This is a genomic window from Lysobacter soli, assembly GCF_009755585.1.
GTDB lineage: Bacteria > Pseudomonadota > Gammaproteobacteria > Xanthomonadales > Xanthomonadaceae > Lysobacter_J > Lysobacter_J soli.
Map to the genome: position 1 here is coordinate 1938586 of NZ_CP046603.1, position 21461 is coordinate 1960046.

At 67.3% G+C, this 21461-nt stretch carries 21 protein-coding genes; 12 read left to right on the plus strand and 9 right to left on the minus strand.

Annotated features, from left to right (window positions below):
- Positions 1 to 26: 26 nt before the first annotated feature.
- The 4 genes from kdpA to GOY17_RS08775 all read right to left on the minus strand — a co-directional run bounded on the left by kdpA (position 27) and on the right by GOY17_RS08775 (position 3658).
- A complete protein-coding gene (gene kdpA / locus GOY17_RS08760) occupies positions 27 to 1730 on the minus strand; it encodes a potassium-transporting ATPase subunit KdpA (protein ID WP_157030083.1) in 1704 nt (567 codons plus the stop codon).
- 34 nt (positions 1731 to 1764) lie between these two features.
- Positions 1765 to 1857, minus strand: a complete 93-nt coding sequence (locus GOY17_RS08765; protein ID WP_157030084.1) for a potassium-transporting ATPase subunit F — start codon at positions 1855 to 1857, stop codon at positions 1765 to 1767.
- 13 nt (positions 1858 to 1870) lie between these two features.
- On the minus strand, positions 1871 to 2584 hold the full coding sequence (locus GOY17_RS08770) for a TorF family putative porin (protein ID WP_157030085.1): 714 nt from the start codon (positions 2582 to 2584) through the stop codon (positions 1871 to 1873).
- Positions 2585 to 2722: 138 nt separating this feature from the next.
- On the minus strand, positions 2723 to 3658 hold the full coding sequence (locus GOY17_RS08775; protein ID WP_198173870.1) for a 2-hydroxyacid dehydrogenase: 936 nt from the start codon (positions 3656 to 3658) through the stop codon (positions 2723 to 2725).
- A gap of 368 nt (positions 3659 to 4026) precedes the next feature.
- Here GOY17_RS08775 and GOY17_RS08780 point away from each other — a divergent pair, with 368 nt between their 5' ends.
- The gene (locus GOY17_RS08780) at positions 4027 to 4548 is read left to right on the plus strand and encodes an Ohr family peroxiredoxin (RefSeq protein ID WP_157030087.1); all 522 of its coding nucleotides are present in this window, start codon (positions 4027 to 4029) and stop codon (positions 4546 to 4548) included.
- Between the two features lie 29 nt (positions 4549 to 4577).
- Here the strand turns inward: GOY17_RS08780 and GOY17_RS08785 are convergent, their stop codons facing one another.
- The 5 genes from GOY17_RS08785 to GOY17_RS08800 form a co-directional block, all read right to left on the minus strand.
- Positions 4578 to 6569 carry a ferritin-like domain-containing protein gene (locus GOY17_RS08785; protein ID WP_157030088.1) on the minus strand — a complete coding sequence of 664 codons (1992 nt, stop codon included), beginning with the start codon at positions 6567 to 6569 and terminating at the stop codon, positions 4578 to 4580.
- 88 nt (positions 6570 to 6657) lie between these two features.
- Complete coding sequence (locus tag GOY17_RS19045; RefSeq protein WP_269750044.1) at positions 6658 to 6849, minus strand: hypothetical protein; 192 nt, start codon at positions 6847 to 6849, stop codon at positions 6658 to 6660.
- Positions 6846 to 7670 (minus strand): aldo/keto reductase, encoded by an 825-nt coding sequence (locus tag GOY17_RS08790; protein WP_269750045.1) that lies wholly within the window; start codon positions 7668 to 7670, stop codon positions 6846 to 6848. Before GOY17_RS08790 ends, GOY17_RS19045 begins: the two co-directional genes overlap by 4 nt.
- Positions 7671 to 7751: 81 nt before the next feature.
- The gene (locus tag GOY17_RS08795; RefSeq protein WP_232338568.1) at positions 7752 to 8549 is read right to left on the minus strand and encodes a glucose 1-dehydrogenase; all 798 of its coding nucleotides are present in this window, start codon (positions 8547 to 8549) and stop codon (positions 7752 to 7754) included.
- The gene (locus GOY17_RS08800) at positions 8530 to 9312 is read right to left on the minus strand and encodes an alpha/beta fold hydrolase (protein WP_157030089.1); all 783 of its coding nucleotides are present in this window, start codon (positions 9310 to 9312) and stop codon (positions 8530 to 8532) included. Before GOY17_RS08800 ends, GOY17_RS08795 begins: the two co-directional genes overlap by 20 nt.
- 251 nt (positions 9313 to 9563) lie before the next feature.
- On the opposite strand from GOY17_RS08800, the gene GOY17_RS08805 reads away from it, so the two are divergent.
- The 11 genes from GOY17_RS08805 to GOY17_RS08855 all read left to right on the plus strand — a co-directional run bounded on the left by GOY17_RS08805 (position 9564) and on the right by GOY17_RS08855 (position 21446).
- The gene (locus tag GOY17_RS08805; protein ID WP_157030090.1) at positions 9564 to 10232 is read left to right on the plus strand and encodes an HD domain-containing protein; all 669 of its coding nucleotides are present in this window, start codon (positions 9564 to 9566) and stop codon (positions 10230 to 10232) included.
- A gap of 240 nt (positions 10233 to 10472) precedes the next feature.
- Complete coding sequence (locus tag GOY17_RS08810) at positions 10473 to 11909, plus strand: basic amino acid/polyamine antiporter (protein ID WP_157030091.1); 1437 nt, start codon at positions 10473 to 10475, stop codon at positions 11907 to 11909.
- A gap of 180 nt (positions 11910 to 12089) precedes the next feature.
- Entirely contained in the window at positions 12090 to 13514 is a 1425-nt protein-coding gene (locus GOY17_RS08815; protein ID WP_157030092.1) for a basic amino acid/polyamine antiporter, read from the plus strand.
- A gap of 16 nt (positions 13515 to 13530) precedes the next feature.
- On the plus strand, positions 13531 to 14784 hold the full coding sequence (arcA, locus tag GOY17_RS08820; RefSeq protein ID WP_157030093.1) for an arginine deiminase: 1254 nt from the start codon (positions 13531 to 13533) through the stop codon (positions 14782 to 14784).
- Positions 14785 to 14926: 142 nt separating this feature from the next.
- Positions 14927 to 16033, plus strand: a complete 1107-nt coding sequence (locus GOY17_RS08825) for an efflux RND transporter periplasmic adaptor subunit (protein WP_157030094.1) — start codon at positions 14927 to 14929, stop codon at positions 16031 to 16033.
- Entirely contained in the window at positions 16030 to 19089 is a 3060-nt protein-coding gene (locus tag GOY17_RS08830) for an efflux RND transporter permease subunit (RefSeq protein WP_157030095.1), read from the plus strand. Before GOY17_RS08825 ends, GOY17_RS08830 begins: the two co-directional genes overlap by 4 nt.
- Before the next feature lies 1 nt (position 19090).
- Positions 19091 to 19615, plus strand: a complete 525-nt coding sequence (locus GOY17_RS08835; protein WP_157030096.1) for a Na+/H+ antiporter subunit E — start codon at positions 19091 to 19093, stop codon at positions 19613 to 19615.
- Entirely contained in the window at positions 19608 to 19868 is a 261-nt protein-coding gene (locus GOY17_RS08840; RefSeq protein ID WP_157030097.1) for a monovalent cation/H+ antiporter complex subunit F, read from the plus strand. Before GOY17_RS08835 ends, GOY17_RS08840 begins: the two co-directional genes overlap by 8 nt.
- The gene (locus GOY17_RS08845) at positions 19865 to 20167 is read left to right on the plus strand and encodes a cation:proton antiporter (RefSeq protein WP_198173871.1); all 303 of its coding nucleotides are present in this window, start codon (positions 19865 to 19867) and stop codon (positions 20165 to 20167) included. Before GOY17_RS08840 ends, GOY17_RS08845 begins: the two co-directional genes overlap by 4 nt.
- Positions 20164 to 21108: a hydrogenase subunit MbhD domain-containing protein gene (locus tag GOY17_RS08850; protein WP_157030098.1), complete on the plus strand. Its 945-nt coding sequence runs from the start codon at positions 20164 to 20166 to the stop codon at positions 21106 to 21108. Before GOY17_RS08845 ends, GOY17_RS08850 begins: the two co-directional genes overlap by 4 nt.
- Entirely contained in the window at positions 21105 to 21446 is a 342-nt protein-coding gene (locus tag GOY17_RS08855) for an NADH-quinone oxidoreductase subunit K (RefSeq protein WP_157030099.1), read from the plus strand. The genes GOY17_RS08850 and GOY17_RS08855 overlap by 4 nt, the downstream gene beginning before the upstream one ends.
- Positions 21447 to 21461 lie beyond the last annotated feature (15 nt).

Below are 21461 nucleotides of genomic sequence, written 5' to 3' on the forward strand. Positions count from 1 at the left end.
TCGTTCATCGTCATGTTCCGTATGGATTACCGCACCAGCGTCAGGTGGTCGGCGATCGGGCCGAGCACCAGCGCGGGCGTGAATTGCAGGATCGTGAGGATCGCCACCACCGCGACCAGCGTCAGCGCGAAGGTCGGCGTTTCCACGTGCAGCGTGCCGCGGCCTTCCGGCGCGACGCGCTTGCGCGCCAGCATGCCGGCGATGGCGAGCGGGACGATCAACGCGGGGAAGCGGCCGAGCGCGAGCACCAGCGCGCAGCTCAGGTTCCACCAGTACGTCGCGTCCCCCAGGCCTTCGAAGCCCGAACCGTTGTTGGCGAACGCCGAGGTGTACTCGTAGAACACTTGGCTGATGCCGTGGAAGGACGGGTTCGAATTGCCGGTGATCGACGGGAAGGCGAGGGTGACCGCGGTAAAGCCCAGCACGGTGAGCGGCTGCAGCAGGATCAGCAGCGCGAGCAGGCGCACCTCCGGCGCTTCGATCTTGCGGCCGAACAACTCCGGCGTGCGGCCTGTCATGAGGCCGGCGAGGAATACGCTGAGCAGCAGGTACACGATGAACTGCTGCAACCCGCAGCCGACACCGCCCCAGATCGCATTCACGAGCATGTTGACCATCGCCACGCCGCCGGTCAGCGGCGCCATGGAGTCGTGCATCGCGTTGACCGAGCCGTTGTTCACCTGCGTGGTCATCGCCGACCACAACGCCGACGACGACACGCCGAGCCGCACTTCCTTGCCTTCCATGACGGCGGCGTCGCTCGCGGTGGCCGAATGCGCCTCGGACCACATCGACACACCCGTCGATGCGGTGGACATCAGCAGCATCGTGCCAAAGACCATCGCGGTGAGGCGTCGGCGTCCGACCAGCGGGCCGACCATGAAGGTGATCGCGATCGGGATCAGCACGATGCCGAGCATCTCGATCAGGTTCGACAGCGGCGTCGGATTTTCCAGCGCGACGGCGCTGTTCGGCCCGTACCAGCCGCCGCCGTTGGAACCCAGCTGCTTGGCCGCGACCATCGGCGAGACGGGGCCGAGCGGGATCTTCTGTTCCTTCAGCTCCGCGCTTGCGTCGATCGGTGCGATCGTGGGGCCGCCTTCGAGCGTCGCGGGCACGCCTTGCCAGGTCAGCAGTGCCGACCACAGCAGGCACAGCGGGAGCATGAAACGCAGTGTGGCGCGCGTGACGTCGGCCCAGTAGTTGCCGAGGTCGCGGTCTGCATCGTTCTTGATGCCGGACGACTGCGGTTCGGCGCGCGATGCGAACAATCCCCTCAACGTGGCCACGGCCACCGCCAGTCCCATCATCGGCGTCACCACCTGCAGACCGACGATGCCGACCATCTGCGACAGATAGCTGAGCTGCGCCTGGCCCGAGTAATGCTGCTGGTTGGTGTTGGTGAGGAACGACACCATCGTGTGCAGCGCGGTGTCCCAGCGCAGGTTGGGAATGCCGTCGGGATTGAGCGGCAGCCACGCCTGCGTCATGAACTGCACCCACACGACAACGCCGACGACAAGGTTGCTCAGCGCGAAGGCGTTCGCGTAACCGCGCCAGCTCATGCCGCGCGACGGATCGGCGCCCAGCACGCGGTAAAGCGCACGTTCGACGGGGAGGAAGACCGCGTCCAGCGGCGCGGGACCGCCGCGCATCACGCGCGCGAGGTAAAGGCCGAGCGGCCAACCCAGGCCGACGGCGAGCAGGAAGAGAAGGAGGATTTCGGTCATGGGCGTTCACGGCGCGCGTTGCGCGCGCCATGCCTCAGAAGTCTTCAGGGCGAAGGATCACGTAGAGCAGGTACGCGGAAGCGAGAACCACCGCGATGCTGCAGACGAAGGCGAGCCAGGCGGGCATGTGCGTGCTCCTGTCAGAAGGACGCCTGCACGGCGGCCTCGATGCGGCTGCCGGCAGCGTTGTCGCCGAAGATCCGCTTCGCGCCCGAATCCGTGCCGTGCGCGGTCACCCGCAGTTCGACCGGTTGCGAGGCGGCGCTGACGGTCCAGATCGCACTGAGTTGCCCGTGCGCGTAGCGCTCGTCGTAGACATCGTCGAGGAAGTAGTAGCCTGCCGCCGCTTCGACGCGGAAAGCATCGTTGACCGGGAAGCGTGCGCCGAGTTGCGCGTACGTGCCGGCGTCATCGCTGCCCAGTGCTTCGGGCGAGTAGCCCAGCGACAGCCAGTAGCGCGCGTCGACCGTCAGCGTGCCGTTGAGTTCCGTCCAGTTGAGGTCGGCGGTCGTCGACGGATAGCGGTAGTGCAGGGCATTGACGTCGAGGGCGAACGTGTCACTGAGCGCGCCGCTCCAGCCCACGGTGAAATCCAGTTCGCTGCTGGCATGGAGTTCCGGTGCGAACTCGACGTTGGAGCCCCATGCCGAGGCGTACCAGCCGCTGTCGCCGGGCAGCTTGAAGCCGGCCTGCACGGCGGGGTCGCCCTGCGTCTGCGTGGTGCCGCGCCAGACGTAATCGCTGGTGATCGCGGCGTTGCCGCTCAAGGTCGCCGCGCGAGCGTCACTGAAACCTGCGAGGACGGCGCAGACGCCGACGGCGGCTGCGCGGAGGAAGATCGGTTGGAAAGTCATGGTTCGCTACGTTCGCGAGGCCCTCGTGGCCACGGCGAAAGTCTCGATCCGCGCTGCGTAAAGCCTCCATTCCCGGGCCGGACGCGCGCGTAACTTCTTCGTAAACAATGCGCCCGAGGCTTCGGGGCTCGATACGACTCAGTACTGCCGTTCGAAATCCACGACGCCGGTGATGGGCAGGCCGGCTTCCAGGCGTCGGATCTTGTCGGCGACCTCGCGCGCCGCGATAAGCGGATCTGTCAACGCCGCGATGTGCGGCGTCATGTGCACGCGAGGATGCCGCCAGTACGCATGGTCGATCGGCAGCGGTTCCTGCGCGAACACGTCCAGGTGCGCTTCGTCGACGTGGCTCGCGTCGAGCAGTGCGAGCAGCGCCGCGTCGTCGAGGACTTCGCCGCGCGAGAGGTTCGCGATGGACGCACCCGCGGGCAGCATCCGCAGGCGTTCGGTGTCGAGAATGCCGCGCGTCGCGTCGGTCAGGGGCAGCAGGACGACGGCGAGCTCGCTGCGCGCGAGCACGCGGTGGAGTCCGTCGGAACCGTGTTCGGTCGCGATGCCCGCGATGTCCTTTGGCGTCCGGCTCCAGCCCGTGACGGTGAAGCCGAAATCGGCGAGCGCTCGTGCGACCTTCTCGCCGAGCGCGCCGAGGCCGAGCACGCCGATGCGCAGTTCGTGGCGGGCACGCGCGGGACGTGGCGACCATCGCAGCGCCTGCTGGTCGCGTTCGTAGGCGGCGAATCCGCGAAGCCGTCGCAGCGCCACGTACAGCGCGTATTCGACGAGCTGATCGGCCATGCCGCCGTCTTCCATGCGAACGAGCGGAACGTCGCGCGGCAGGGACGGCATCGCCACCAGCGCGTTCACGCCGGCACCCAGCGAGAAGATGGCCTTCAATTTCGTCTGTCGTACGAACAGCGCGTGCGGCGGCTTCCAGACGACGGCGTAATCGCACGGTGGCGCGTCGATGCCGACATGCAGCGTTGCGTCCGGCAGGCACTGCGCCAGCGCGCTGCGCCAGTCGTCCTGGTCCTTGGCGGTGCAGATCAGGACGTGGGGTCTGTCGTGTGTCGTCATGGCGCGGTTCGATGGGAAGCCGGAGGATGATAAGCCCCGCGCATTGTTGCCGCCCGGGCAACGCGAGGTATCCGTCGACATGCCTACCCGGCCAGGAGGGGCGGGCCTATCGTGCCGCAACGAGGAGCCGGCGTTGCGCGGTTGATAACGGCGATCGACGCCTCGTGCGGTGCGCGATGGACTGCGTCGAATGCTTCCTGTCCGCCGTGACGGAGATGACGGATGTCAGCTTGTCGAGGATGCTGTAACGGGGCGTGCACTTTCCATCCGTTCGTGCACGGGACGAACCCATGTCGGCGCGGCGTCTCCGCGGAAACCGATCAGCGACACGGCGAGACGGCGGACAGGAAGCACTTTCGGAGACGCCCATGGCTTCGTTGAAACCGCCGTCGCCGGAGTGGCTAGACCGCTATTACGGACGCGACGAGCAGACGCTGTACACCGGGCGCGTCAGCGTGACGGGTGGCGAAGCCGGACACGGCCGCGCCTCCGGCGTGGTGCGATCCGATGACGGCGCCCTGGAGGTCGACCTGCGTCTTCCCGGCACATTGGGCGGCGAGGGCGGCGGCACCAATCCCGAACAACTGCTCGCTGCGGCGTACGCGTCGTGCTTCCACGGCGCAATGACGCTGCTGGCGATGCGGGCTGGCGTGAAGCTGGTCGATGCACGGCTCGACGTCGCCGTGAACTTCTCGCGCGATCCCGTCGATGGATTGTTCCTGCTTTCAGCGCGCATCGACGTGCATCTGCCCGGCGTGGATCGCGCGTTCGCGGCCGAACTCATCCGCAATACCGAGCGCATCTGCCCCTACGCGAAGATGTTCCGGCAGGGCATCGAGCACGTCGTCGCGCTTGCGCCGGAGCCCTCGCCATTGCCCGGCAGCGATTGAAAATCGGACTTCCGTTTCGTCCCGCAACCTCAGCTGCGGAATCCGTTCCGGCGATGCGTGTTGTCGCAGAACGGCTTGTTCGACGAGCCGCCGCAGCGGCACAACCGCGCCGAGGTGACGCGGTTGATCGTGCGGCCGGTGCCGCAGCAGATCTCGACGTTTCCACTCACCACGAGCGGCCCGTTCACTTCCGGATCGATGTTCAACTCACCGTTGCGGACCGGCAGCGGCTGCGATTCCACGCTCGCCGGTTCGCCCGTCGCCTCGAAGTGGATGTCGTTGTGGCTGCCGTCGCAGAAGGGCTTGTGCTTCGAGGCGCCGCAACGGCACAGCACCGCGCGCATGCCGATGGGGACGCCGTCGAGCACGATGCGCGCGCGCACGCCGAGCGGGCCGTTCTCCCGAAGCTGGATCAGGTTGACCGCGGGCGCGGCTTCCTCGTCGCCGCCGTCGTGCCGGCGATAGGCGATGGCGCCGGACGGGCACATGTGCGCGACGGTGACCAGCGCTTCGGTCGTCGCCGCGTCGGGATGGATCCACGCGCCCGGCGTATTCGCGCGGAACACGCCAGGCAGGCCGAGCACGCAATGCCGCGCGTGGATGCAGCGCGTGCCGTTGTAGACGATGTCGAGATCGGCGCCCGGGATGAGTTCGGCGCCGTCGTCGAGCGCTTGCGGTTGCGGCGCTTCCTCGAGAACGGGTGCGGGCACGGGGTCGGGCTGGCTGGCCACGCCGGTGGCCAACATCGCCGCTTCCTCGCGCCGGCATCGATCGGCCTGCGCCGTGAGCCGGTTGGCGAGACGCTCGGTGCCGGCCCGCGTGGCGTCGAGCAGGGCCGCTTCGGCGGGGAAGCGCTGCGCGAGGAGCGCGCAGCGGTCGCCGATCTCGCGCAGCCTCTCGACCAGGATGTCGACGCTTCCCGCTTCGCCCATCAAGGCCGCGGAAGAGCGGATGGTGGCGAAGCTCAGGCCGGCCGTGGCTTCGGGCAGGCTCGGATTCGCGGGAAGCACGCCGAGCCGTGTCGCCACCGGCGTCAGCAGGTGCATCAGGTCGACGCCGGCCGATACCAGCGCGACCTGCGCGTCGCGACCGACGTCGCCGTAGGCCAGCGACACGCAACGGAGGCAGTGGTTGTACAGCGCGTTGCCGAGGTCCAGCAGCGCGGCAGCGGGTTCTTCGCTGACCCACAGCCGGCCTTCGGGCGTCGGCGGCGGGCGCATCACCGGGTTGTGGGCGTTCATCCGCGCCGGGCGGAAGCTGGGACGCGCCGCCAGCAACGCATCGAATTCGCGACCGATACGCAGGAAGCGCTGGTAATGCGAGTCCTCGCTCCCCGCGTCGGCACCTTCGCCCTGGCGCACGATCGCGTCGATCGCTTCCAGCGCGGTTTTCAGGCAGCGCACGGTCTTCAGGCCCGGAAGCCGCGCGGTGTCGGCATCGAGCTGGTGCTCGGGATTGCCCACGAACAGGCGCCGCTCGCCCATCGCATCGCTCAGTCCGCGAAGCCCGGCCGAGATCGAGCGATACAGCTCGCCCACGGTGTCGTAATCGGTGCACGCGGTCATCAGGCGATCCATGCCCAATGCGCGTGAATAGCGCTGCGGCGGCTCGAAGCCTTCGCCGTCCTGCACGTCCGCATCGTCGGGCCGTTCCAGGAACACGAAGTGCGCCAGCGTCTGGCGGTTGAACGGCGCCAGCTTCACCACCACGCCCGCGGGGTGATAGCCGGGCGGTATGGGGAAGTTCTGGTGCACCAGATGCGCCGGTGCGCCGAGCGCCGACAAGATGTTGCAGACGATGGCGAGATGACCCATTTCCTCGACGGAAACGGACAGGATCTCGCGGCGCCAGCGTTCGACGGCGTCGAGTTCGGCGGCCGACAGGTCTTCGTCGACGCTCTCCTTGAGGCTGAAGGCTGCGTAGAGGTAGCAGCACATCAGGTGGTGCTCGATTTCGGCCGCTTCGGCGAGCAGGGCCCACAGTTGTTCGCGGGACGTCGGTACGGCGATCTGCTGTTCCAAGCTCGATCCTCCCCGCCACTGAATCGCAGGCGATCACGGCTGCCCGTGCAGGTTCGAGTCTAGCGCGGATGACGCAGGCGGGCGCGCGTCAGACCCCGAACGGAAGCGGTGCTGCCGGATCGACCAGCCGCGCCTCGCGCAGTTCACGCCAGAACGCCTTCGGCACGGTTTCCTGGAGCGCGGCGCGATCCTCTTCCACGCGCCCCGGCTTGCTCGCGCCGGGAATCACGGCGACGACGGCCGGATTCGCGAGCGCGAACTGCAATCCCGCCGCCTTCATGCTGACGCCGTGCTGGTCGGCGATGGACTTGATCTCGCCACCTTCTCCAGGATGGCGGGCGTCGCGGGCGCGTATTCGAAGTTCGGACCACCGACCAGCGCGCCGGAACTGTACGGGCCACCAACGACGATGCCGAGCCCGCGCTCGGCCACGCGCGGCATCACGCGTTGCAGCGCCCGCGAGTGATCGAGCAGCGTGTATCTGCCCGCGAGCAGGAAACCGTCGGGCCGCGGCGTGTCCAGATCGAGCAGCAGTTCGATCGGTTCCACCCGGTTGACGCCCAGACCCCACGCCTTGATGACGCCTTCGTCGCGCAGGCGATCCAGCGCCTTGAACGCGCCCTTTCGCGCGCTCTCGAACACGCCGAGCCATTCGTCGCCGTAGAAGTCCTGCGCCACGTCGTGGACCCACACCACTTCGACGCGATCCGTCTTCAGCCGCTCCAGGCTGCCTTCGATGGAGCGGAGCGTCGCGTCTTCCGAATAGTCGTTGACGATCCGGTTCGGGCGGCCGTACTTGAACACCTCGCCTTTCTCGCCCAGATCGCGGGCACTGACGTCTTCGACCTCGTCCAGGATCAGCCGTCCGACTTTGGTGCTGACCACGTACTCCTCGCGCGGCCGATCGCCCAGCGCGTCGCCGAGGCGGATCTCCGCCAGGCCTGCGCCATAGAAGGGCGCCGTATCGAAGTAGCGGATGCCGTCGGCCCATGCCGCCTCGACGGTCGCCCGTGCTTCCTCCTCCGGGATGTCGCGGAACATGTTGCCCAGCGGCGCCGTGCCAAATCCGAGCTTGCCGGGAAGAATGTCCTTCAGTGCCATGGCGCGCTCCGGAAGCGGGTGGGAGCGATGAGGGTAGCGCGGCGGGCTCGGTATGGGCGCCCGCGGTCTTCACGCGGACGCTCAGGCCAGCGACATCCCGCCATCGACGTGGAGTTCGATGCCGTTGACGAAGCTGCTGTCGTCGCTTGCCAGATACAGGGCGGCGCGCGCGAGTTCGTCCGGTTCGCCGAGTCGTCCCGCCGGGATCCGCTCGGCCATCGCGTGAAGGAACGCGGGCCGGTCGGCTTCGGGAATGCCGAGCTTGGCCAGAATCGAGGTATCCACCGGCCCCGGACTCAGCACATTGACGCGAATGCGGCGATCACGCAGTTCCAGCGCCCAGCTCCGCGCGAACGCGCCGATGGCCGCCTTGGTCCCGGCATACACGGCGTGGCCGTCGAGCACCCTGGTCGCTGCGAGCGAACTGGTCAGGATGATGCTGCCGCCGTCGCGCATGACGGGCGTGATCGATTGCACGCCGAAGAAGACGCCGCGCGCGTTGACGTCGAATTGCGCGTCGTATTCCTCGGGCGTCACGGTGGCCGAGTGCGCGATGTTGATGACCCCTGCGTTGGCCATGTAGACGTCGAGCGCGCCGAAGCGGTCGCGCACCGCCTGCGCGACCGCCGCGTGATGTTCGATGTCGGCCACGTCGCCCTGTATCCCGATGGCGCCGTCGCCTATCTGGCGCACGGCATCGTCCAGGACGTCCTTGCGTCGTCCCGTCACGATGACCCGCGCGCCCTCAGTCGCGAACCGTTGCGCCGCGGCCAGCCCGATGCCGCTGTTGCCGCCGGTGACCAGCGCGACCTTGCCTTCAAGACGTTTCATGGATGTCTGTCGTTTGGATGTGGGGGAATCAACGGCCGCTGTCGCCAACCGCCTGCTCGATCAGCTTCGCGACCGGCTCGGGGTGGGACACCATGACCACGTGCGATGCGCCTGGAACGACGACGGTCTGCCTGGATTTTGCGCGTTCTGCCATGAAACCCAGCGCCTTCGCCGGGATGTTCCTGTCCTGGTCGCCGTAGATGAACCAGGACGGGATGCCCTTCCATGCGGGAGCGCCGGACTTCTCGTTGAGCGCGGCCTCGGTAATGGGGCGCTGCGTTGCCGCCATCAGCGCGGCGTCATCCGCGTTCACGTCCGCCGCGAACTGCGCATGGAACTTCGACGGCTGGATGTAGAGGTCGGCGCCGCCACCGGCGAGCTTGACCGGCGGCGCAAGCGTCGGGCCGAGCGTGCTTCCGGGGAACTTGCCCGACAGCGCGGTCGCGGTTTCGCCAGCGTCCGGCGCGAACGCCGCGACGTAAACCAGCGCCTTGACGTTGTCGTGCCCGCGCGCGCCTTCGGTGATGACGCTGCCGCCGTAGGAATGGCCCACCAGCACCACCGGCGTCGGGATGCTGGCGAGCAGGTCGGACACGTAGGCGCCATCGCCGCTCACGCTGCGCAGCGGATTGGCGACGGAGACGACCGGGTAACCGTCCTGCTCCAGGATCCGGATGACGCCGTTCCAGCTCGTCGAGTCGGCGAATGCGCCGTGCACCAGCACGATCGTCGGCTTCGTCGTCTCCGCGGCGGCATCCGTGCCGCTGAGCACGGCGAGGGCGAGGGCAATTCCGGTGAGAAGGCGCTTCATGTCTGATCTCCGGTCGGGGGAGGGCGGCGTGGTTTGGCGGGCGAAGCAGGTTGCACGTTAGGAGCTGACGTGTCGCGGATGAAGCCCCGGCCGCGGCGACGTCGTGTTGCAGGCGGCGCAACAATCGCGGCGATGGCGTCAAGCGCCGGCCGATCCGTGCGAATAGGGAAACATGATGTGTCAGCGCAGAACGTAGCAGCGAGGACGCGTCCTGAGCAGGATGCGAATGAACCGCCCGAGGAGCCTGTGCCATGGCAATTCCATCCGCCGCCGCAACCGTTTCGTCCACGCGCGTCCTTGCCGGCGTCGAGGTGCCCGACAGCGAACCGGTCGCGCGCGCCATCGAATTCGCGCATTCGCACCCGCAGCCGTGGCTGTTCAATCACGCGATGCGGTCGTGGCTGTTCGCCTGCGTGCTCGCGCGCGCCGGTAATACCGCGCACGATCCGGAGGTGCTGGCGATCATCACGCTGCTGCACGACCTGGGGCTTACTTCGTCATTCCAGGGCGAGCTGCGTTTCGAGGTCGAAGGCGCCAACGCGGCGCGCGCATTCGCGCGGGAACAGGGCCTGGACGAGCGGCGCTGCCAACGGGTGTGGGATGGCGTCGCGCTCAATTCGACTCCGTCGATCTGCCTGCACAAGGAGGCCGAACCGGCTTTGGGCGTGCTCGGCGTCGGGCTCGACTGGGGCGGTTGGGGAATCGAGAAGATCCCTGCGGACATCATGAGCGGCATCCTGGCGTCGTTCCCGCGCCTGCACATGAAGCATGAATTCACCGAGTCCATCTGCATGCTCTGCGCGAGCAGGCCGCAAACGACGTATGACAACTTCGCGCGCGATTTCGGCGTGAGGTTCGTGCAGGGCTACCGACCGCCCTCGCTGGCCGATGCGCTGATCGACGCGCCGTTCGAGCAATAACGGCGTCACGTTCTTCCGGCAGCGTCCGGAGCCTGTGGGCCGTCGCCGTGGCGCCGCGGGTGCGGGGGGGGGGGGCACCGGCGCGCGGTCTGCCGATTTTCATCCGCCCGTGACGCGCGCGGGCCCATCGTCGCCCGTTGCGTCCCATCGACGCTCCACGGGTTGTGTCATGACGACTGATCCGACGAGATCGCGACCGTCCGCATCCGGCGTCGCCAATGCGCGCAGTGGGCCGCAGCCATGAGCGCCCCGCAGAAACAGACGCTTTCGTTCGTCGCGCTGATCTCGCTCGTGGTCGGCTCGATGATCGGCTCGGGCATCTTCGCGTTGCCGGCGGCCTTCGCGCGCACGACCGGCGGCGTCGGCGCGATGATCGCGTGGCTCATCGCCGGCACCGGCATGCTGATGCTGGCGCTGGTCTTCCAGAACCTGTCGATGCGGCAGCCGGACCTGGATTCGGGCATCTATGCCTACGCGAAGGCCGGCTTCGGCGATTACGCGGGCTTCGTCTCGGCGGCGGGTTACTGGATCGGCTGCTGCCTGGCGGACGTGGCCTGCCTGGTGCTGATCAAGGCAACGATCGGGCAATTCGTGCCGGCCTTCGGCGATGGCACCACGGCGCTCGCGATCCTCTCCGCATCGCTGCTGCTGTGGGGCGTGCATTTCCTGATCCTGCGCGGCATCCGCGAAGCCGCGGCGATCAACACCATCGCCACCGTCGCGAAGCTCGTCCCCATTGCGACGTTCCTCTTCGTCGCCGCCGTCGGGATGAAGCGCGACGTGTTCGCGGCAAATTTGTGGGGCGGCGAACCTGCGAGCCTGTCCAGCGTCGCCGGACAGGTGCGTGCGACGATGCTGGTGACGGTGTTCGTCTTCGTCGGGATCGAAGGCGCCAGTGTGTACTCGCGCTATGCGCGGCGGCGCGAGGACGTGGGACTCGCGACCGTGCTCGGCTTCCTCGGCGTGCTGTGCCTGCTGGTGATGGTGACGATGTTCTCCTACGGCGTGCTGCTGCGACCGGAGCTGGCGGCGCTGGCGACGCCGTCGATGGCCGGCGTGATGGAAGCGGTCGTCGGGCCGTGGGGCAAGGTGTTCGTCAGCGTCGGTTTGCTGATCTCGGTGCTCGGGAACTACCTGTCATGGTCGTTGCTCGCAGCAGAAGTCCTGCATTCGGCGGCTCGCGACAACACCATGCCGTCGGTGCTCGCGAAGGAGAACGCGCGCGGCGTTCCGGCCGCCGCGTTGTGGCTCACCAACGGTCTCATCCAGCTGTTCCTGCTGGTGACGTGGTTCGCCGAGTACGCCTTCATCCTGGCGCTGAAGATGACCAGCGCGATGACGCTCGTGCCTTACCTGCTGGTCGCGGCCTACGGCTTCAAACTCGCGTGGCGCGGGGAGGCATACGCCCCCGACGAGGAATCGCGACGCCGGTCGGCACTGGTGTTCGGCGCGATCGCGACGCTGTACGCGGCAGCCATGCTCGTCTTCGGCGGTACGAAGTACCTGTTGCTCTCGGCGCTGCTCTATGCGCCGGGCACGATCCTGTTCGTGATGTCGCGGCGCGAACAGCGGCACGCATCGGTGTTCCGGCGAGGCGAAGCGGTGCTTTTCGCGATCCTGGCGCTCGCCGCCGTCGTTGCGCTCTTCTCGTTGGCGACGGGCCGCCTCGTCATCTGAGTCGCCGCGAGTGGCGTTTGCACCGCTCGCGGAAACGACACGCGAAGGCTGCGTGATCGATGTGTGACAAATCAGCGGACACAGCCCGTTAAACAGGCGGATTTGCTCGCACCGCCTTCACAAACACATTACGCAACCTGAAGCATGGTTCGCCGACGCGCGCAAAGGACTGGCACTGACATGTCGACGTCCGATCCGAAGATGTCCCGCATGCAGCTGACCGCGATGGTGGTCGGCGGAATGGTAGGCGCAGGCATCTTCTCGCTGCCGCGAACCTTTGCCGGCGCCACCGGACCACTCGGCGCGATCATCGCCTGGCTCATCGCCGGCACCGGCATGTACATGCTGGCGCGCGTGTTCCAGTTCCTCGCGGAACGAAAGCCGAATCTCGATGCCGGCGTGTTCGCCTATGCGAAGGAAGGCTTCGGCGACTATCCGGGTTTCCTCTCCGCGTTCGGCTACTGGATCGGCAGCTGCATCGGCAACGTGTCGTACTGGGTGCTGATCAAGTCGACGCTCGGCGCATTCTTCCCGGTGTTCGGCGACGGAAACACGGTTGTCGCGATCGTGGTGGCCTCCGTCGGCATCTGGCTGTTCCACTTCATGATCCTGCGCGGCGTGCAGCAGGCCGCCTTCATCAACCAGGTCGTGACGATCGCCAAGATCATCCCGATCCTGGTCTTCATCGTCATCCTCGCGTTCGCGTTCAAGATGGACCTGTTCCAGTTCAACTTCTACGGGGGCGGGCTGGAAGGCGGCATCTTCGAACAGGTGCGCGCGACGATGCTGGTGACGGTGTTCGTGTTCCTCGGCATCGAAGGCGCGAGCGTCTATTCGCGCTACGCGAAGAAGCGCGAGGACGTCGGCGCCGCGACCATCACCGGTTTCATCTCCGTCACCACGCTCATGGTGCTGGTGACGCTGCTGCCGTACGCGGTCCTGCAGCGCCCGGAAGTGGCAGGCATGCGCCAGCCCTCGATGGCGACGGTGCTGGAAGCGGTGGTCGGCCCGTGGGGCGCAGTGTTCGTCAGCGTCGGCCTGCTGGTGTCGGTGCTGGGCGCGTACCTGGCGTGGTCGCTGATCTGCGCCGAGGTGCTGTCTGCCGCAGCGCGCACGAAGGACATGCCGCGCATCTTCGCGAAGGAAAACGCCAACAAGGTGCCCGCCGCGGCGCTGTGGGCGACCAACCTGGTGGTGCAGGCCATCGTCATCACCACCTACTGGTCGCGCGATGCCTTCAGCTTGATGCTGAATTTGACGAGTGCGATGTCGCTCATCCCGTTCCTGCTGGTGGCCGGCTACGCCTACATGCTTACCCGGCGCGGCGAGGCCTACGACGCCAATTCATCGGATCGCAAGCGCGATTTCATCATCGCCGCGGTCGCGACGATCTACACGATCTTCCTGCTGTACGCCGGCGGGATGAAGTTCATCGTGCTCTCGGCCGTGCTCTACGCGCCGGGGACGGCGCTGTACTTCTGGGCGCGGCGCGAGCAGAACCTGCCGGTGTTCTCGCGTACTTCGGACTGGATCATCTTCGTCCTCGCGGCGATCGGCGCCGTCGTGGGCATCTGGTGGCTGGTTACCGGCTACATCACCATCTAGCGAGCGGGAGCACGACATGGCGACGGCATCCGACGGCAAGTTTGGCGTCCATTCCGAGGTGGGCACGCTGCGCAAGGTGATGGTGTGCGCGCCGGGCCGCGCGCACCAGCGGCTCACGCCGACCAACTGCGACCGGCTGCTGTTCGACGACGTGCTGTGGGTCGACAACGCCAAGCGCGACCACTTCGACTTCGTCAACAAGATGCGAGATCGCGGCATCGACGTGGTCGAGATGCACAATCTGCTCGCCGAAACCGTCGCCATTCCCGAAGCGAAGAGGTGGATCATCGACAACCAGGTCGTGCCCGATCAGGTCGGCCTCGGGTTGATCAGCGAGATCCGCAGCTACCTCGAAGGCCTCACGCCGCGCGATCTTGCCGAAACGCTGATCGGCGGGCTGTCGACCGAGGAATTTCCCGAGTCCATCGGTGGCGATGCGCTGAAAGTCATCCGCGAGGCGGCGGGCGAGACCGAATACCTGCTGCAGCCGCTGCCCAACACCTTGTACACGCGCGACACGACGTGCTGGATCTACGGCGGCGTGACGCTCAATCCGCTGTACTGGCCGGCGCGTCACGAGGAGACCATCCTCACCACGTCGATCTACAAGTTCCATCCGGATTTCGCCGGCAAGGTGAACGTGTGGTGGGGCGATCCGACGAAGGATCACGGCCTGGCGACGCTGGAAGGCGGCGACGTCATGCCCATCGGCAAGGGCAACGTGCTCATCGGCATGAGTGAACGCACGTCGCGGCAGGCGATCAGCCAGCTCGCCGCGGCGCTGTTCGAGAAGAAGGCGGCCGAACGCGTGATCGTCGCCGTGATCCCCAAGATGCGCACGGCCATGCACCTGGACACGGTGTTCACCTTCGCCGATCGCGACCTGTGCCTGCTCGCGCCGGAGTTCATCAACCAGGTGCGCACGTATTCGTACCGGCCCAGCAGCCATGAAAGCGGCGTCGAACTCCATCGTGAGGAAAAGCCCTTCGTCGATGTCGTCGGCGACGCGCTCGGCCTGAAGAAGCTGCGCGTCGTCGAGACGGGCGGCACCGCGTACCAGCAGGAGCGTACGCAGTGGGACAGCGGCGCGAACCTGGTATGCGCCGCGCCGGGCGTGGTCTACGCCTACGACCGCAACACCTACACGAACACGCTGCTGCGCAAGGAAGGCGTCGAGGTCATCACGATCGTCGGTGCCGAACTCGGACGCGGCCGTGGCGGCGGCCACTGCATGACCTGTCCGATCATCCGCGATCCGGTGGAGTTCTAGGCCGCCCTGCTGGCGCCAATCGCCGTCAGGAGGCGACCGGGCCCTCGTTCGCGAGCGGCGGAACCGACGCGCGCCGGTCCATCGAGAGGGAGTCGACGCCGTGCCTTCCATCCGAGCCTTCCGGCGTTCCCGCAACGGTTGCATGCTGGCCGCAGCACTTGCCGTGCTCGCGCTGGCGGCGTGCGGACGCGGCGACGACGAGGAGGCGCAGGAAGTCCGCCCGGTCCGCGTCATGATCACCGACAAGCGGCTCAGCGGCGACACCGTCGCGCTCATCGGCAGCGTGCAGCCGCAGAGCGAAATCAACCTGTCGTTCCGCATTTCCGGGCGCATGACCGATCGCCTGGTCGGCGTCGGCGATCAAGTGCGGCGCGGGCAGCTCGTCGCGCGCCTGGACACGCAGGACGAGGAAAGCGCGCTGCAGTCGGCACGCGCGCAGCAATCCGGCGCGCAGGCGCAGATGGTGGAAGCGGAGAACAACTTCATCCGGATGCGCGGCCTCGTCGCGCAGGACGCGGTGTCGCGCGCGTTATTCGACCAGGCGCAGTCCAGTCGCAAGGCCGCGCAGGCGCAGGCCGAATCGGCGCAGGCGCAGGTCAACCTCGCGAACAACCGGCTGAGCTACACGCGCCTGAGTTCCGACGTGGCCGGCGTGGTGACGGCGCAGGGCGCGGAGCCCGGCGAAGTCGTGGCCGCAGGCCAGATGATCGTGCAGGTCGCGCGCGAAGGCGGGCGCGACGCGGCGTTCGACGTGCCCGCCGCGGTAAAGGAGAGCACGCCGGCCGACACCGACGTGCTCGTCATGCTGACCGCCGACCCGCGCGTCACCGCGCGCGGGCGCGTGCGCGAAGTCGCGCCGCGCGCCGACCCCGTCACAAACACGTTCCGCGTGAAGGTGGGATTGATCGACCCGCCGGCCGCGATGCGAATGGGTAGTACCGTCACCGGCCGCATCAAGCTCGACGCCGTGCTCGGCATCGAAGTGCCGGCGGCCGCGGTGATGCGTTCGGGCGGCCGCACGGCGGTGTGGGTGGTGGATCCGAAAGCACACACGGTGTCGATGCGGCAGATCGCGGTGCAGTCGTCGAGCCCGTCCAGCGTGATGGTGGCCTCGGGGCTGGAGCAGGGCGACATCGTGGTGACCGCCGGCGTGCACGCGCTGCATCCCGGGCAGAAGGTGCGCTTCGATCAAGCGACGTCGACGCCCGCGAAGTCCGGTGAGGCGGCGCCCGGCGGGGCGCAGCCGTGATCGGTCCGAACCTGTCGGAATGGGCGCTTGGCAAGCGCTCGCTGGTCGTGTTTCTGATGATCATCGCGCTGGTGGCAGGCGTGATGTCGTTCATGCGGCTGGGGCGCGACGAGGATCCCGCGTTCACGGTCCGGACGATGGTGGTCGGCGCGGGGTGGCCGGGCGCGACCGTGGAGGAGATGCTTCCGCAGGTCACCGAGCGGCTGGAACGCAAGCTCCAGGAAACGCGCCATATCGACAGCGTGCGCAGCTACACCACGGCGGGGCAGACGACGATCTTCGTCGAACTGGAGCAGTCGACGACGCCCGAGGAAGTGCCCGACGTCTGGTACCAGGTGCGCAAGAACATCGGCGACATCCGAGGCACACTGCCGGCGGGCGTGGTCGGCCCGTTCTTCAACGACGATTTCGGCGACACGTTCGGCACGATCTACGCGTTCACCTCCGACGGATTCACGTTTCGGCAGCTACGCGACGAGGTCGAAGCGATCCGCGCGCGCCTGCTCAACCTGCCGGACGTGTCGAAGATCGAGGTGCTCGGCGCGCAGGACGAGCAGATCTACATCGAGTTCTCGACCGAGCGCATGGCCGGCATGCGGCTGGATTTCCGCACGATCATCGCTGCCTTGCAGACGCAGAACATCGTGCGCCCCGCCGGCGTGATCCAGACGCCGCAGGAGCGGCTGTTCCTGCGCGTCAGCGGCGCGTTCGACAACGAGGCCGACATCGAATCGTTCAACCTCGTCGTCGGCGACCGCATCGTCCGCCTTGGGGACATCGCGCGCGTGCACCGCAGCACGGTGGATCCGCCGCAGCCGATGTTCCGCGTCAACGGAAAGCCCGCGATAGGACTCGCGATCGCGATGCGCGTGGGCGGCGACATCCTGGCGCTGGGCGAGAACATCCGCCGCGAGATGGCCGACATCCGCGCCGACCTTCCCATCGGCATCGAGCCGGTGCTGGTCGCAGACCAGGCCGTGACCGTGGAAGTGTCGATCGATGATTTCATGGCGTCGCTGTGGCAGGCGATCATCATCATCCTGGTCTGCAGCTTCGTGAGTCTGGGCGTGCGGCCGGGCACGGTGGTCGCGCTGTCGATCCCGCTCACGCTGGCGATCGTGTTCACCGTGATGTACATGGCGAACATCGACCTTCACCGCATCTCGCTCGGTGCCTTGATCATCGCGCTGACATTGCTGGTGGACGACGCGATGACCACCGTGGACGCGATGATGAATCGCCTGGGCATGGGCGACAGCAAGGACGAAGCGGCGACCTACGCCTACCGCACGCTCGCAGCGCCGATGCTCATCGGCACGCTGGTGACGATATCGAGCTTCGTGCCGATCGGATTCGCGCGCAGTTCGGCGGGCGAGTACACGTTCTCGATCTTCGCCGTGGTGGCGATCTCGCTGATCGTCTCGTGGCTCGGCGCGGTGATCTTCGCGCCGCTGCTGGGCAAGGCCATCCTGAAAGTGCCCGACAAGCGCGCCGATCCGAAACCCAGCCGCATCGTGGATACGTACGGCAAGCTGCTGCGCGGCGCGATCGCGGCGCGATGGCTGACCATCGGCACCACCGTGGCGGCGTTCGTGCTGGCGCTATTCCTGCTGCGCTTCGTGCCGCAGCAGTTCTTCCCGGCGTCCGACCGGCCCGAACTCACCGTCGACATGACGTTGCGGCAGAACGCGTCCATCTTCGCGACGGAAACCCAGGCCAAACGGCTGGAAGCGCTGCTCAACGGCAATCCCGACGTCGACCACTACAGCACCTACGTCGGCCGCGGCGCGATCCGCTTCATCCTCACGCTCAACGTGCAGCTGGCCAATCCGTTCTTCGCGCAGTTCGTGATCGTGGCGAAGGACCTGGAGGCACGCGAGCGCCTGCACCAGATGCTGGAGAAGGAACTGGCCGAACAGTTTCCCGACGTCATCGCCCGCGTTTCGCCGCTCGAACTCGGCCCGCCCGTAGGATGGCCGCTGCAGTACCGCGTGAGCGGACCCGACGTGGATCAGCTGCGTCAGATCTCCCTCGAACTGGCCGGCGTGGTGGGCTCGGACCCGCGCGTGCGCCACGTCAACTACGACTGGATGGAGCCCGCGCGACAGGTGCGCATCCACGTGGACCAGGACGAGGCGCGCCAGCTCGGCGTGAGTTCGTCCGCGCTCGCGGGCGTGCTCAATGCGGCGATCACCGGCACGCCGATCACGCAGGTGCGCGACGACATCTACCTGGTGAGCGTCGTCGCACGCGCCGCAGACGACCAGCGCGCTTCGTTCCAGACGCTGTCGGCGCTGCAGGTGCCCACGACAACGGGTCGCATGGTGCCGCTCGCGCAGTTCGCGACGTTCAACGAAGAACAGGAGTTTCCGCTGGTCTGGCGCCGCGACCGCGTGCCGACGCTGACGGTACGCGCCGACGTCAACCGCGACGTGCTGCCCGACGACGTCGTCGAGTCGCTCGCGCCGAAGATCGAGGCGTTCCACAAGCGCCTGCCCAAGCATTACCGCGTGGAAACCGGCGGCCTGTACGAGGAAAGCAACGCGTCCAGCCAGTCGGTGTACGCCGTGGTGCCTGTGATGATCCTGCTGATGCTGGTCAGCATGATGGTGCTGCTGGTAAGTTTCCGGAGACTGGCGATGGTGGTGTGCGTACTGCCACTGGGCCTGATCGGCGTCGTCGGCGCGCTGCTGCTGTTCAATCGGCCGCTGGGATTCGTGGCGATCCTCGGCATCCTTGCGCTCATCGGCATGATCGCCAAGAACGCGGTGATCCTGATCGTGCAGATCGAGACGGATCGCGCTTCCGGCATGAGCGTGATGGAGGCGGTGTCGAGCGCGGCGACCTCGCGCATGCGACCGCTGATGCTCACCGCGATCTCCACCGTGCTGGGCCTGATACCGATCGCACCCACGGTGTTCTGGGGCCCGATGGCGTTCGCGATCATGGGCGGCCTGCTGGTGGCGACGGTGCTGACGCTGATCTTCCTGCCCGTGCTCTACGTGACGGTGTTCGGAAAGGAAGACACGCCGCCGCGCGCCCAAGAGGAGGTGTAGCGTGCCGGTCCGCGCCCGCCGCCGTTGGCATGCCGCCGCGATGTCGCGTGCGATCTGCTTCTTCGCGCTATGGATCGTGCTGATGCCGAGCGCGAAGCCGGTCGATCTGCTGTTCGGCGCGATCGCCGCCACGCTTGCGACGATGGCGAGTCTGCGATTGCTGGCGCCGCAGGCCGGTCACCTGCGGTTCGTTGCGCTGCTGTCGTTGGCGCCGCACTTCCTGTGGCAGTCGGTGCTCGCGGGCCTGGATGTGGCGCGTCGCGCGTTCTCTCCGCGCATGCCGATGGCGCCCGGTTTCGTCGAGTGCAAGGTGGACTTTCCTCGCGGCCTGACGCGCAACACCTTCGCCGCGATCACCAGCCTCGTGCCCGGCTCGGTGCCGTGTGGCGAGACGCGCGACGCACTCGTCTATCACTGCCTCGACGTCCGGCTTCCGAATGTCGAACAACTGAAGCGCGAAGAACATCTGTTTGCCCGCGCCCTGATCCCGGGCGATACGCCCGCGCAGGAGGATCGCGATGGCTGATTTCCTCTTCGCTGCAGCGGCATTCGTGCTGCTGGTCGTCGCCATCGGCTTGGTCCGCATCCTGCGCGGGCCCGGCGATGCCGAACGCATGATGGCAGCGCAGTTGCTCGGCAGTGGCGGCATCGCAGCGTTGCTGCTCAGTGCATCGAACGGGGCGACGGCGGTCACCGACGTCGCACTGATCCTCGCGCTGCTGGCGGCGTTCGCGTCGATCATGTTCGTCAAGGGCGCGAGCCCGGCGAGGCGGCCGTGAGCGCGCTGCTCGAACGCGTGCTCGATGCGTGGACCGTCGCCGCGGTGAGCGCGGGCGCGCTGTTCTTCCTCGCCGGGACCGTGGGCCTGCTGCGATTCCCGGATTCGCTCACGCGACTGCATGCGCTGACCAAGGCGGACAACCTCGGTCTTGGCCTGGTGGTGCTCGGCCTGGTGGCACAGGCGGACAGCGTCGTCATGGGCATCAAGCTCGTCCTGATCTGGGGCCTGCTGATGTGGGCGTCGGCGGCGGTATCGCAGCTCATCGCGCGCACCGTGCACGAGGCGAGGCGACCATGAACGGCGCGCCGACACTGGCGTTGATCGCGCTGATCCTCGGTCTCGCGCTGTGGATCGTGCTTGCGCGCGAGACGTTCGCGGCAGTCGCGGGCTTCATTGCGTACGGCCTGCTGCTGACGCTGGCGTGGGTGGGATTGTCGGCCGTCGATGTGGCGATGACGGAAGCGGCCATCGGTGCAGGATTGACGGGCGCGCTGCTGATCGGCGCGGCATCGCGCCTGCGCGGCGGCGGCTATGCCGAAGTGCGGATGCAGCGTGGACTCGCGGTGCGCGTGCTGGCGATCGCCGCATCGATCGGCGTGACGGCGGTCCTGATCGTATGCCTGCGCCTGTTGCCCGAACCGTCGCCGACGCTGGCGCCGCTCGTTGCCGAGCATCTGCCTGCGACTGTCGTCGGCAACCCGATCACCGCCGTGCTGCTGGCGTTCCGCGCGATGGACACGCTGTTTGAGGCGATCGTGCTGCTGTTCGCCTTGATCGCGGTGTGGTCGCTCACGCCGGATGCGGCGTGGGGGCAGCCGCCGGACGTCTCGCACGACGCCGATCCGCGGGGCGTGCTGGCCTATGTCGCACGCGTGCTGCCGCCCATCGGCATCGTCATCGCCGTGTACATCCTCTGGGTCGGTGCGGACGCACCGGGCGGCAAGTTCCAGGGCGCGACCATCCTGGCGTCGATGTGGTTGCTGGTGATGATGGCGGGCCTCACGCGCGCACCCCCGGTCAGCAGCATCGGGCTGCGCGCGTGCCTGGTCGCCGGGCCGCTTGTGTTCGTCGCGATCGGGCTCTACGGCGCGCGGATGGCGGGCGCGTTTCTCGCCTATCCGGATGGTGCGGCGAAATCGCTGATCGTCGTTATCGAGATCGCCTTGATGCCGTCGCTGGCGGTCATCCTCGCGTTGTTGCTGGCCGGTGCGCCGCGAGATGCGGGGGGCGTCCGATGAACGAGACGTGGCTCGGCTACTGCGCCGCGGGGCTCATCGGCATCGGGCTGTACGGCCTGATCGTGAACCCGCAGCCGCTGCACAAGATCCTCGCGTTCAACATCATCGGCACCGGCGTGTTCCTGGTCTGCGCGGTGATCGCGCGCCGTGGCGCGATGCCGGGCATGGGCGGCGATCCGGTGCCGCAGGCGTTGCTGATCACCGCGATAGTGGTGGCGTTCGCGGCATCGGCGCTCGCGGTCGCCCTGCTGGTGCGCCTGTTCGAAGTCGAAGGACGCACGACGCTCGATGAAGACGACGATGCCCCGCGGACGGATCGCCATGGCCGCGGGGCGTGACATCCGCGCGCGTGG

Coding starts and splice junctions, on each gene's coding strand:
- GOY17_RS08855 (WP_157030099.1), top strand. CDS start 21,105: ATGAACGAGACGTGGCTCGGCTACTGCGCCGCGGGGCTCATCGGCATC.
- GOY17_RS08810 (WP_157030091.1), top strand. CDS start 10,473: ATGAGCGCCCCGCAGAAACAGACGCTTTCGTTCGTCGCGCTGATCTCG.
- GOY17_RS08800 (WP_157030089.1), bottom strand. CDS start 9,312: ATGAAGCGCCTTCTCACCGGAATTGCCCTCGCCCTCGCCGTGCTCAGC.
- GOY17_RS08765 (WP_157030084.1), bottom strand. CDS start 1,857: ATGCCCGCCTGGCTCGCCTTCGTCTGCAGCATCGCGGTGGTTCTCGCT.
- GOY17_RS08770 (WP_157030085.1), bottom strand. CDS start 2,584: ATGACTTTCCAACCGATCTTCCTCCGCGCAGCCGCCGTCGGCGTCTGC.
- arcA (WP_157030093.1), top strand. CDS start 13,531: ATGGCGACGGCATCCGACGGCAAGTTTGGCGTCCATTCCGAGGTGGGC.
- GOY17_RS08780 (WP_157030087.1), top strand. CDS start 4,027: ATGGCTTCGTTGAAACCGCCGTCGCCGGAGTGGCTAGACCGCTATTAC.
- kdpA (WP_157030083.1), bottom strand. CDS start 1,730: ATGACCGAAATCCTCCTTCTCTTCCTGCTCGCCGTCGGCCTGGGTTGG.
- GOY17_RS08850 (WP_157030098.1), top strand. CDS start 20,164: ATGAACGGCGCGCCGACACTGGCGTTGATCGCGCTGATCCTCGGTCTC.
- GOY17_RS08840 (WP_157030097.1), top strand. CDS start 19,608: ATGGCTGATTTCCTCTTCGCTGCAGCGGCATTCGTGCTGCTGGTCGTC.
- GOY17_RS08805 (WP_157030090.1), top strand. CDS start 9,564: ATGGCAATTCCATCCGCCGCCGCAACCGTTTCGTCCACGCGCGTCCTT.
- GOY17_RS08790 (WP_269750045.1), bottom strand. CDS start 7,670: ATGGCACTGAAGGACATTCTTCCCGGCAAGCTCGGATTTGGCACGGCG.
- GOY17_RS08825 (WP_157030094.1), top strand. CDS start 14,927: ATGCTGGCCGCAGCACTTGCCGTGCTCGCGCTGGCGGCGTGCGGACGC.
- GOY17_RS19045 (WP_269750044.1), bottom strand. CDS start 6,849: ATGAAGGCGGCGGGATTGCAGTTCGCGCTCGCGAATCCGGCCGTCGTC.
- GOY17_RS08815 (WP_157030092.1), top strand. CDS start 12,090: ATGTCGACGTCCGATCCGAAGATGTCCCGCATGCAGCTGACCGCGATG.
- GOY17_RS08775 (WP_198173870.1), bottom strand. CDS start 3,658: ATGACGACACACGACAGACCCCACGTCCTGATCTGCACCGCCAAGGAC.